This is a genomic window from Pseudomonas sp. BE134 (genome assembly GCF_031456105.1).
Lineage (GTDB): Bacteria > Pseudomonadota > Gammaproteobacteria > Pseudomonadales > Pseudomonadaceae > Aquipseudomonas.
In genome coordinates this window covers 162,612-175,244 of record NZ_JAVDUA010000010.1, presented here as the reverse complement: position 1 = coordinate 175,244, position 12,633 = coordinate 162,612, and the positions used below count along the sequence as shown (strand labels likewise).

At 59.5% G+C, this 12,633-nt stretch carries 2 protein-coding genes and 1 tRNA gene; 1 reads left to right on the top strand and 2 read right to left on the bottom strand.

Annotated elements, in window-relative coordinates; translation table 11 throughout:
• Nucleotides 1-125: 125 nt before the first annotated feature.
• Nucleotides 126-797: a Bax inhibitor-1/YccA family protein gene (locus J2Y56_RS11185; protein ID WP_310350134.1), complete on the bottom strand. Its 672-nt coding sequence runs from the start codon at nt 795-797 to the stop codon at nt 126-128.
• A 123-nt stretch (nt 798-920) separates the two neighbouring features.
• Between J2Y56_RS11185 and J2Y56_RS11180 the strand changes: the two genes are divergently transcribed.
• Nucleotides 921-1,008: transfer RNA gene (locus J2Y56_RS11180), tRNA-Ser, on the top strand.
• Between the two features lie 506 nt (nt 1,009-1,514).
• On the opposite strand, the gene J2Y56_RS11175 is transcribed toward J2Y56_RS11180, so the two are convergent.
• The gene (locus J2Y56_RS11175) at nt 1,515-12,347 is read right to left on the bottom strand and encodes a peroxidase family protein (protein ID WP_310350132.1); all 10,833 of its coding nucleotides are present in this window, start codon (nt 12,345-12,347) and stop codon (nt 1,515-1,517) included.
• Nucleotides 12,348-12,633 lie beyond the last annotated feature (286 nt).

Here is a 12,633-nt window from a genome sequence, read left to right as displayed (position 1 = left end):
AGCCTTTTTTCGCCTGTTACCTGCACAAAAGCAAACGCCCCGAACAAGTCGGGGCGTTTGCTTGGATCGCCTTCAGCGTGTTTTCACACAGTCTGCTGAGCGGGTTTTTTACTTAAAGCCTTCGATTAATCATCGCGGCTCATGATGCCAAACAGCTGCAACAAGCTGACGAACAGGTTGTAGATCGATACATACAGGCTGATGGTCGCCATGATGTAGTTGCGCTCGCCGCCATGAATGATGGCGCTGGTCTGGTACAGAATGCAGACCGAGGAGAACAGCACAAAACCTGCGCTGATCGCCAGTTGCAGGCCGCTGATCTGGAAGAAGAAGCTCGCCAGCGTCGCACCCAGCAGCACGAAGAAGCCTGCCGTGATGAAACCGCCCAGGAAGCTCATGTCCTTGCGGGTAATCAGCACGTAAGCCGACAGACCACCAAACACCAGCGCCGTCATCGCGAACGCCGAACTGACCACTTCAGCGCCACCCTGCATTCCCAGGTAACGGTTGAGGATCGGGCCGAGCAGGAAACCCATGAAACCGGTAAGGGCAAAAGCGGAAACCAAGCCCCAGGCAGAATCACGAAGTTTGTTGGTGAGGAAGAAAAGGCCGTAGAAGCCGATCAGCACCACGAACACGTTCGGGTAACCGACGCGCATCTGCTGAGCGACAAACGCCATCACGCCGCTGAATGCGAGGGTGAGAGCGAGTAAGCCGTAAGTGTTGCGCAGGACGCGGCTAACCTCTAGCTGCTCAGCCTGCACGCTGTTATTAACTGCGTAATCCTGTTCGCGCATGGCGACACTCCTGTTGGTTTGAAACGTTCAGTCGCAAAGATCATAACAGACGCTCTGTAACAAGCTATGCAGAGAGTTTGACAGTGTGTTTCATTCAGGTATTATGGCGCCCGCAACACAAACGGAGGTGTGGCCGAGTGGTTTAAGGCAACGGTCTTGAAAACCGTCGACTGTAACAGGTCCATGAGTTCGAATCCCATCGCCTCCGCCATCTTTATACGACAAAGCCCTGATTATTCAGGGCTTTGTCGTTTTTGGGGTTTGAGAAAATCCTCCAGCCTGCACCCTGGGTGAAGTATCGCTTTTCGACCCGCGGCCAATTTTTCAAATGATCGTCTGCCTGTCCTAATAATCTGAAATCAGCGAGATTGACAGGTTGGCGAACAGGACGCGGGCGCGAGTCTGAAATAACCACCGGTTTCCTACGCGGCTATGTCGCTCAGGAAATCGGTGATTTTCCGTCCCGTCACGCGAGGCGTCGTATACGACGATAAATACTGAGCACTATTTCCCGCACTCCTGACATCCAACGGTTGCGAATTCTTCGTTGCCTGGCCCTCCTGATATCCAGTTACCCGACTCAAGCAGACGGCACCAACTGACAACGCTCGCGCATCACACAACTGCGCCAAAACGAACGGTCAGGCTCAAAAAAAGGGAGGGCATAATGCCCTCCCCTCCGTTGTTCGCGTTCCCTGCGACAGTACTAACCAGACCTCAAGTAGCCAAAATGAAGTCCGTGGCAGTGACGGTTGTTGCGTCGGCCACACCTACCAGGCGGATGGAGTCAGCTCCTGCGAAGCTGATCAACGTATCCGCACCGACATCGGCAATAGTGACGCTGCCGGCAAAGGATAACGCCGTGATGTTGAACGCGGAAATATCGAGCCGATCCTGGCCTCCGTTCCCCGGGTTGGCATCGAAGCCGGTGATCCGATCGACCCCGAAGCCCGCAGCGAACACGAAGATATCGTTGCCATTATTGGCAGACATCGTGTCGTTGCCGGCACCGCCAGTGACCGTATCGTTGCCAGCACCACCATCGATAGTGTCAGCGCCGATTTCACCCAACAAGGTGTCGTTACCGGCACCACCTTGCAGCGTATCGTTGCCATCGCCACCCCGGAGCAGATCGGTGCCGGTACCGCCATCGAGGCTGTCATTGCCTAGCCCGCCAAGCAGTGTGTCGTTGCCTGCTCCACCACTCAATGCATCGTTGCCGTCACCACCGTCGAGGCTGTCATCGCCAGTGCCACCGTCCAGGTTATCCGTGCCAAGGCCACCGAACAGTTGGTCGTTACCGGCGTCGCCATTAAGCGTGTCGTTACCGCCATTACCGGTGAGGATGTCGTTGCCGCCGCCACCATTGAGGGTGTCATTGCCCCCCCCAGAGGTGATGACGTTGTTCAACCCGTTACCATTTCCGGTGAAATTGCCGACGCCGGTGTAGGTCAGATTCTCGACATTAGCGCCCAGCGTGTAGCTGGCCAGCGACGTCTGCACGGTATCCGTACCGCCACCATTCGCCTCGACCACGTCGTCCCCACCTGCATTGACGACGTAGATATCGTTACCGCCCCCCCCTACCATTCGATCATTACCTGCTCCGCCATCGAGGAAGTCGTTACCCACCCCGCCGGTGATGGTATTGGCCAACGCATTTCCGGTACCGGTGAAGTTACCGGCACCTGTAAAGGTCAGGTTCTCGACGTTGGCACCTAGCACGAAGGTTGTCAGCGTGGTTTGCACCAGATCGGTACCACCATTCACTGCCTCGATAACAATGTCGCCGACATTGTCGACCACAAAGGTGTCGTTGCCGGTACCACCGCTCATGGTATCCGCGCCGAGCCCGCCGTTGAGTGTGTCGGTGCCGTCCTCGCCATTGAGGATGTCGTTGTCGTCTCCGCCGTTGAGGGTGTCATTGCCAGTGCCGCCAAATAGCTGGTCATTACCGGCCAGGCCGTTCAGCACATCGTTTCCGCCCAAACCAGACAGCACATCGTTACCCACGGTGCCGGTGAGGGTGTTTGCCCCAGCGGTGCCCGTCAGTACTACGCCAGCGAATACAGCAACCGCCGCGGTTGCCGCAGAGGTCACCGACTCCGGCGCGCCGAAGCCATCGGTGTACCGCACGATCACCCGCAGTTGCTGATTGATCTGCGCCACCCCAGGGGTGAAGGTCGCAGCGGTCGCGCCGTTGATGTTGGTGAAAGTAGCACCGCTACCTTGCTGCCATTGGAAGCTGAACGCACCCAGCCCATCCGCATCGGCAATCCCGGCAGTCAGCGCGGTCAGCACCTGGCCTTGATTCGGTGTCGTATCGCTGATCAGCAACGCACCTGTCGGTGCATCGTTGACGTTGGCAACCGGGTCCGAAGGGTCGGACGTAACGCTCTCGGCCACACCGAAGTCGTCCACGAAACTGACCACCACACGCACCTGATCGCCGACCTGATCCTGGCCAAGCGTGAAGGTGTTACCGGTGGCTCCGGCGATGTCGACAAAGCTGACCCCGTTGGTCGCCTGCCACTGGAAGGTGAACTGCGGATTGCTCAGGCCATCAACGTCGACGATGGTCGAAGTGTCAGCCGTCAACACCTGGTTCTGTACCAGAAGCCCGGTGACGGTCGGCCCTGCGGTCGGTGCGTTGTTCGCCGACGAGTCGACGATTTCCAGCGTACCCTTGGCATCTTGAAACACCGCCCGGACGCGGATGTTCAGGCCCGCAACATCGTCTGTCACCAGGAAGGTGGTGCCGGTCGCACGCTGTGCCTCGCCGGCGGCGACAACGGTGATGTCTTCATAGATGCCCGAGCCGGCAACGTTTTCGACCTGCCAGTAGTAAGCCATCGCACCGGCAATCGCGCCGGTCGGATTGGCAGCACTTACGTTATCCGCGTCATGTATCGCCCGATTGCTGACGCGCAGCAATTGGCCGGCGACCGGCGCATCCTCACGCGCACCGGTGTCCGCATCAAGGATTGCCAGACGGCCCGACAGCTCGCTGTTTACGCCGTTGCCAAAGCCGGTCACCTGAGCCTGGTCAGCGAACTGCAACCGCTCGATTCCCGTCAGGCGATCGACGCCATCACGCCCCGCCACCAGATCGGTCACGATGAGGGCGTTGCCCTCGACAGAGACGCTGTACTCCGACGAATTACCGGAGTACACCGCAGTGTCGAAGTTGTCAGTCCCGGTCAGAATCTCCCGCACGATAACCAACTGGCCCGGGTTGTAAGTACCGTTCAACATAAACGGCACCATTGGCTCCATACTGTCGAACGAAGCAATTTCAGGACCCGTGCCATCAGCGTTTGCCCGTACGCTGATGCGTACGTTCAGCCACTTGTCACCATCGATGATGTCGTCACCACCGCGACCTTCGATCAGGTCGCTGCCGCTACCACCGAGGATGATGTTGCCGCCGTCGAAGAACGTCGCTCCGGCTGGCAGCAGACCCGCCAGGCCGTTGATCAGGCTGATGTTGGTCAGCACACTGCCGGTTGCACCTGCGGTGGGTAGCGAAGTGGAATCTTCGTTATCGCCGCGCAGGAAGTCACCGTGCGCCGAACCCGACAGACCTTCCATGATGTCGAACCGCACCAGCGCCGAGGCACCGGAACCAGGCACCGTTGGCACATCGAAAAAGCGGTCGGTGTAATCGATGCTCACGCCTTGGGCGAGACCCTTGAAGGTCGCCCAGTCAAAGCCGGAGCCGCCGATATAGCGGTCACCCAAGCCGAGACTGCCGACCATGATGTCGTCGCCGCCTTCGCCGTTGAACTTATCGTTCTCGTTACCGCCGATGAACACATCGTGGCCGATCACCGGATCGTTGCCGAGCGGGTCGAAGTTGTCGCCAGGCGCACCGTCCGATGTGCCCTTCTCGATCCAGTCGTCGCCTTCGTTACCCATGTCCTGTTCGTTGGCTTTGCTGCCCAGGATGAAGTCGTTGCCCTGGCCACCAATGGCTTCGGAAGCGTCTTCACCAGTGATGATGAAGTCGTTACCAAACCCGCCAATGATCAGGTTGACGCCATTGCCTCCGTGCAGCACGTCGTTACCGTCGCCGCCCTGGATGTTATCGTCGCCACCGGCGTCGGTGATGATGTCGTCGCCGGCACCACCGCGCAACTGGTCGTTGCCGTCACCGCCTTCGATGCGATCATTGCCGCCATCACCCCAGACCGTGTCATCGCCTTCACTGGAGATGAGGATGTCTGCGCCGTTGGTGCCACCCAGCACGATGTGCTCGTCACCGGTGTACTTGATGTAGTTGGTGTCCAGCCCTGCCGTCTGCGGGTTGTCGCGGATCACGCCAAGCGGATCAACATTGCCCAGGCCTTCGTTGAACTGCTTGCTCTGGTCCACTTCCAGATAGAACCCAGGGTCCGAGAACACCAGGCCCGGCAAGTGGGTGGCCGAACTGTTGGCCATGATCAGCTTGGCGAACGAGTTGCTTTCCAGTTCCGCATTCATCGACAGGCCAGAGGTACGGTCAAGGTAGTAGAACCGGTCGCCGTCCTGCAGTTTTTCCATCTGGTTCTCGAACACGAAGTTGAAGGTCGAGCCGAGCATGCCGCCGAACGGGGTTAACGCTTCGGCCAGGCCACCGATCCAGAGATCGATGGCATCCACGCCCGTGACCGTCACCCCCCTCAGATCGTCGGCAGTCCCTGCCAATCCATCCCTGCCGACCAGCGTTACGTTGGCCCAGGCACCACTGCCGTTGAGGAAGTCCAAGCGGTCAGCCGGCTCACCCGTACCACCGAATACCAGCAACATGGCTGCGGCGCGTTTACCTTCCAGCGTGGTCGCCGCCGTGATGGTGTCATGCGTGCCATAGGCCGCGATGAAGTTGATCAACGACTCCGGATGTTTGAGGTGCTGCACCAGGTCGACCCAGCTGCTGTACGGCTTGAGTTGGGTGTCACCGGTTTGGCTGTAGATGTCGCGGCGGATCGCGTTGAGCGAGGGAATCCCGACGTCACGACCACGGGCGATGTTGATCGCCGGCAGGTCGAGCGGCAGGCCGAGCAGGTTATTGCGCAGCGCCTCGGTGACGAACTCGTCGATTTCGTTACCGGACTGGCGAGTCACCCCACGGATGATCGCACTGGTCGCATCCTCTGGCGTCACACCACTGGCGGCGTACGACAGCGGATTGAGGAACGCCGCGATCAAGCCGAGCTGCTGATTGGGATCAGCACTGTTCGGATCGCCAACCACGTTGAAGTCGGCGTCGTAGCGATCGACAGTCTCGGTCAGCATCGAGTGGCCAAACCGGTACACGGTGTGGGCAAACTCGGCGACGATCGAGGCATCGAGGTCGACGTCATAGACCTGGGTCGGAGCAAAGAACAGGTCGACCCGGGGCTGGATAGTCCGCGCAAACTCTTCGAACACCAGGTGCTGATACTGCATCTCGGTGCCGAACTTGGCAGCCTGGAACAAGCGCTCGCCATTCCACACCAGCGCATCGATCTCAGCCTGGTTGGCGGGCAACGCACTGACCGGAGTGAGCAGCCACTCGTTGAGGAAAGCCACGTCACCCGAATCGAGTACCGTGTCCATGGTTTGCGCGACCAGCCGATTGTGCTCGGAGTGGAAGATCGCATGCACCGCGGTCAGGCCGATGTTCTCGTTGACCCGGCCGTCGCCGGCGATGTAGTGAGCGTCGAGCAGTTCGTTGTCATAGGTCAGGTTGTTGCCCTGCGCGCCGACGTCCTGCGGATTGCCGACATCGGTATCACCATCCGCCTGCAGAACTCCGCCGACGATTACCGGCACGGCATTGTGCGCGATGTCGTTGAGGAAGGCATGGCTGGTGCGTACCGCGTTCACGAGGCTGACCGGATTGGCCGGATCGCCTTCGATAAGCGTAGTGACGTCGTCAGCGGTACCGGCAAGGCCGTCTACCCCGTTGTTGACCCGAATAACAACTTGCGGGAAGCCGTTCGGCCCCTTGATAAAGTTGCCAAAGGCGTCAGTCGCCAGCAGCGGACCGCTGTCGATATCGGCGTCGGTCAGGTTGATGCCAAGAACGTCGCGCGCCTGCGCCTTGACCACTTTCCAGGTCGCCATACCACCGATTTCGGTGTCGTCTGCGGTGCCATACTTACCATCCAGCCCCAGGTCAACGTTAGTGATCAGCCTGCCGGTCGCTATCGGGCCGCTGGAGGTCAGCTCATAAGCGCGCAGGAATACCTGGTGCGATGGATGCGAGCTGTAGGTCTGGTTTTGGTCCACGAACGGTGTCGTGGTGTTGGTGTGTTCATGGATGTCGTCGGCCGTGCCGAGAACGCCATCCACCCCTGGCAAGTTGGTCGCGCGGGTCAGCACCATGAAGTTAGCGTTGCCGCCGGGTACATACAGCGGATCATCCGGTTGCAGCGGAATGAAGACCGTACCCGAGCCACCCTTGGTCACGAGATCCAGACCATGGTCAAAAAACTGCCCGAAGAAGGTCATCCACGAGTTGAACGGCGCGGACAAGCCCGCATCCGGAGCAGTGTTCTCGAACAGGTACACATCGTGGTCGTCAGCAGTACCGAACTGACCATCCAGACCGGGGCTGGCGACGATCCGTACACCATCCTTGAGCACGTCGTCGTTACCCACCGCGCCGAAGTTGAGTTCGCCGTCGACACCCGCGTCGTAGGCCGTGGCATAGGCCGCCGGGTTGTTCGACGTCTGGTCGACGATCAGGTTACTGATGGTGCGCGGCTGCGAGTCAAACACATTGCCGCTGTTCTGCGCATACGACGATCCCGGGATGGCCGGCGAGCTGGGTCCGAAGAAGCCGGCAGGAGCACCTTCCGCTGGATTGAAGACCGGATCGGTCAAGCGCGGAAAGACGTTATCGGCAGAACCAAACCCGGTGTTGTTGGTGCCGTTGAGGTTCAGCAGGTTGTTGTTCGACCCGTCGACCGTACGCAGGCCCAATGGCGCACGAATATTCGGGATCAGCGAGAGGATGTCCTGTCCGTCCGCGACAGCCTCGGCAATCTTGATCTGATCAAGAATGAAGTTGAGGTCGGAGCGGACCATGTGCAGGCCTTCGCCACCCGCCGTGGCATCGACCACAGGTATCGGCGCCGTTGGCACAACCGGCGCGCCGGGAGCCACCACGGCAGTCGGTTGCGAGAACACTATTTCAGTCGTGCCATGGGCGTCCTGGTAGATCGCCTTGACCCGCAATGACAGCCCGGCAAGATCCGGCGAGACCTTGAACGCAGTGCCGTCGGCACTCTGAAACGCCAGGTCACCGGCCGGCAACAGAATGATGTCCTCGAATACGCCGGTGCCTGGATTTGCCTCGAACTGCCAATAGTAGGACACCGAAGAGTTGTTGAGCGTACCCGTAGGATTACCCGCCCCGATGTTGTTGGCATCGGTGACCCCGGCCACGCTGACTCTCAGCGTGTCGCCCACAGTGATAGCTCCGCCGTTTACATCCGTGAGGGCTGGTCTGCCAACCGGTTGTGCATTCAGCCCTGGTACCAACACTCGCTGGGTATCGGCGAACTGCAAGCGTTCGATGTGCAGCAGGGTATCGGTCCCGTCGCGACCCGCTACGGTATCTGCCACGGTCCAGACATCGTCAGCCAAAGTGGCCGTGCCACGGGTGTCCTGAGTCACCACATACTCGCCCTGGACCCCGGAGAAAATAGCGGTGTCGAAGGCTGCCCCGCCCGTCGAGGTGCCGGGAAGGATTTCCCGCACAGCCTTGAGTTGGCCCGGGTTATAGGTGCCGTCCAGCATGAACGGGATCATATCGGTCATGCTGTCGAAGCTGGCGACCTCCGGACCGGTATGGTTGACGTCGCCGGGAGCATAAACGGCGATTCTGACGTTGATCCATTTGTCACCATCGATCAGATCATCGCCGCCGCGACCTTCGATCAGGTCACTGCCATTGCCGCCGAGGATGATGTTGCCAGTGGCAAAGCCAGTGGTCGGCAAACCGGCATCGGACAGAAACTGCGCCAGTCCGCGGATCAACGCCACATTGGTCAGCGCGCTGCCCGTGGCACCACCGTGGTTGAGGATAGTGTCCGCATCCACATTATCGCCTTTGAGCACATCGGCGAAGTTCGAACCGGACAAGCCTTCGACCTCGGCAAAACGGTCGAGAATCGAGGCCGGCGAGGCGCCGACCGGATTGAACACCCCGGTGTTCTGGTTTGGCGCGTTGCCGTGTGGCTGTGCCAGCGCCGCCAGACTCAGGTCAGCGGTTACGCCAGCGTTGTCATTTTTGTAGGTCACCCAGTCGAAACCGGACATACCCTCCATCTTGTCCTGGGCATCGCTGCCGACAAAGATGTCATCGCCACCCTCGCCGATCATTTCGTCGAAGCCACCACCACCGACAAAGATATCGTTGCCAATCGTATCGTCAGCGAGCAATGGCGCAGCGTTATCGCCAGGTGCACCGTCCTGGGTGCCTTTTTCGATCCAGTCATCACCTTCGTTGCCGGTAGGCGGCAGGTTGGTCTTGGCACCGAGGATGAAGTCATCACCCCGACCGCCGAAGGTCGTGGTGATGTCTTCCGTGGTGACAATGAAGTCCTGGCCGTCGCCACCCAGGATCAGGTTGCCTAGAGCACCCATGCTTCCGGCGATGATCACATCGTTGCCGGCGTTACCTTCCAGACGGTTGTCGCCGAACGAGTCGGTGATGATGTCATCGCCCGCGCCGCCAAGCACCGCATCGTTGCCGGCGCCGCCTTCGAGGCGGTCATTGCCTTCGTCGCCGTAAACGGTGTCATCGCCTTCACCGGAAATAATGATGTCATTGCCGGCGGTACCACCGAGGACGACATGGTCTTCACCGGTGTAATGCAGATAATTACTGTCCAGATCGGGGGTATCGGGGTTGTCGCGGATCACCAGCGGCACGATTTCCACGCCGTTGATCATAATGCCGCCCGTCGGATCGGCTTTGAGATCCGCGCCAAGGTTCGTGAACTGCTTGGTCTGATCTACTTCAAGGGTGAAGGTCGGCGTCAGGAACACCGTGTTGGACAGGTGGGTGACATCGGTGTTGAGCATCATCAACTTGGCAAAGGAGTTGTTTTCCAACTCGGTGCCGAAGTTCAGACCTGCGGTACGCGACAGGTAGTAGAAGCGGTCACCGTTCTGCAACGCCTCCAGCTGGGTTTCAAACACGAAGTTGAACGTCGAGCCAAGCATGCCGCCAAACGGCATTTTTTCTTCGGCGAGGCCACCGACCCAGAAATCGACGTCATCAAGGCCCGTGATCGTCACGCCCGTCAGGTCGTCCGCAGTGCCCAGTTGCCCGTCCTTGCCGGCCCGCGTTACGTTGGCCCAGGCACCGGTGCTGTTGAGGAAGTCCAGCCGGTCTGCTGGCGAACCGGCACCACCGAATACCAGCGCCAAGGCAGCAGCGCGTTTATCTGCCAGCGTGGTTGCCCCCGTAATCGTGCCATGCGTACCAAAGGCAGCTATGAAGTTAACCAACGACTCGGGGTGCTTGAGGTGGTCCACCAAGTCAGCCCAACTGATGTACGGCTTGAGTTGGCTGTCGCCGGTTTGAGCGTAGAAGTCACGGCGAGCCTCATTCAACGTGGGGATGCCCGTGTCGCGACCACGCGCCAGGTTCAGGGCCGGCAAATCGAGCGGCAGACCGAGCAGATTGTTGCGCAAGGCTTCAGTGACGAACTCGTCGATCTCGTTCCCGACCTGACGGGTCACACCGCGAATGATCGCCCCTGCCGCTTCGTCCGCCGTCGCCCCGCTACCGGCAAACGCCAGCGGGTTGAGGAAGGCTGCGATCAGGCCGAGTTGCGAGTCCGGGTTGTTCGGGTCAGTCAGGAGCGGATTGAACGCGGGGTCGAAGCGATCGACGGTCTCGGTCAACATCGAGTGACCGAAGCGGTACACCACGTGGGCGAACTCGGCGAGGATCGCAGGGTTGATCGAGGTGTCATACCCGTTGGGTGCAAGGAATTCGTCGATCTGTGGCTGCACGGTCCGGCCGAACTCCTCGAACACCAGGTGCTGGTACTGCATCTCGGTGCCGAACTTGGCGGCCTGAAACAGACGTTCGCCGTCCCACACCAACGCTGCGATTTCGGCGGGTGTGGTCGGTATCGCGGCCACGTCGTCTATCAGCCACTGATTGAGGAAAGCCAGGTCACCGGAGGTCAGGATGGTTTCCTTGGTTTGCTCGACCAGGCGGTTGTGCTCGGAGTGGAACACATGGTGAACAGTGGTCAGGCCGATGTTCTCGTTCGCCCGGCCGTCACCGGCAATGTAGTGCGCGTCGAGCAGTTCGTTGTCATAGGTCAGGTTGTTGCCGCCCGCGCCAACATCCTGCGCATTGCCGATATTGGTGTCAGTATCGGCCTGCAGAACCCCGCCGACGACGACCGGCGCAGCGTTGTGGGCGATATCGTCCAGGAAGGCATGCCCGGTGCTCACGGCGTTGGCGAGGCTGATCGGTGCATCCCGGTTGCCTTCAACCAGTTGAGTGATGTCATCCGCTGTGCCAGCGATTCCGTCGGCACCGTTGCTGACGCGCATCACCACCTGCGGCATGCCGCTCGGCCCGCGCAGGAAATTGCCATAGGCATCGGTTGCCAGTAGCGGAATGCTGTGTACATCGGCGTCGGTCAAGTCGATGCCGAGAATGTCGCGGGCCTGGGCCTTGACCACGGCCCAGGTTGCCATGCCGCCATCTGTGCCATCGCTATCATCAGCAGTGCCAAACCGGCCATCGGCGCCGAGATCGCGATTGGTAATCAAGCGCCCCGTCGCAATAGGTTCACCTGCCGCATTGAGGACGTACTCGCGCAGGAACACTTGATGCGAGGGGTGCGAGCTGTAGGTCTGGCTTTGGTCTACGAACGGCGAGGTGGTGTTGGCCTGACCATCATCGGCAGTGCCGAGTACACCGTCCGCGCCGGCAGTGCGCACGGCACGGGACAACACCATGAAGTTGGTCGGACTGTTCGGGTCGAACAACGGATCGTCCGGCATCAGCGGAATATATACGATTTCGGTAATGCCACTGTTCTTGGTGACCAGGTCGAGGCCATGGTCGAAGAACTGGCCAAAGAAGGTCATCCACGAGTTGAAACCGGCGGTCAGACCAGCGTCTGCCGACTCGTTAGGGATAAAGAACACTTCCTTGTCGTCGGCCGTGCCGAACACGCCATCCTGACCGGGGCTGATCACCGGGGCCGCACCGCCGTTCGCCGCCACTGCGGCCGGGTTGTTGGCGGTCTGGTCGACGATCAGGTTACTGATAATCCGTGGCTGCGGGTCGACCACCGTGCCGGTCCCCGCGTAAGCCGCGTTTTGATACTGGGGATCAAGCAGGCGCACGAAGGAATTGTCCGCAGCGCCATACTCACTCTGGCCTGTGACCAGGTTGTTGTAGCTGCCATCGACGGTGCGCAGACCGAATGGCACCTGACTGTTGGGTAGCAAATCAATAAGGCTGGTGCCATTGGCATGCGCCTCTGCGATGAAGATTTGCTTGAGGATGAATTCCAGGTCCGCCTTGTTGAAATTAGCCATTTGGATTGCCCTCGAACTATATGGAGAAAGGCACGGGACGATAAAACCTACCCAGGCCTAGTCAGGTGCTGGCTTACGCTGTTTTTCTGATTATTTTTTGGCGAGAACCGGCGCAGGAAAGGCAAGGTCGTTCCCCGAGATGTGCACCTGGAATTCGCGGAAGGTAGTGCTCGCCGGATGATCAGGCAGAGCAACTATTGGACATGGGTGGGCCATGGAAACTGGAAGTTATGGCGAACTTCCTGAACGGCCCCTTCCCTTCACAAAAGAACGAAATGTTCGACAT

What these genes read in the sequence shown, in the direction of transcription:
- J2Y56_RS11185 (WP_310350134.1), bottom strand. Translation starts at nt 797, where the DNA reads ATGCGCGAACAGGATTACGCAGTTAATAACAGCGTGCAGGCTGAGCAG.
- J2Y56_RS11175 (WP_310350132.1), bottom strand. Translation starts at nt 12,347, where the DNA reads ATGGCTAATTTCAACAAGGCGGACCTGGAATTCATCCTCAAGCAAATC.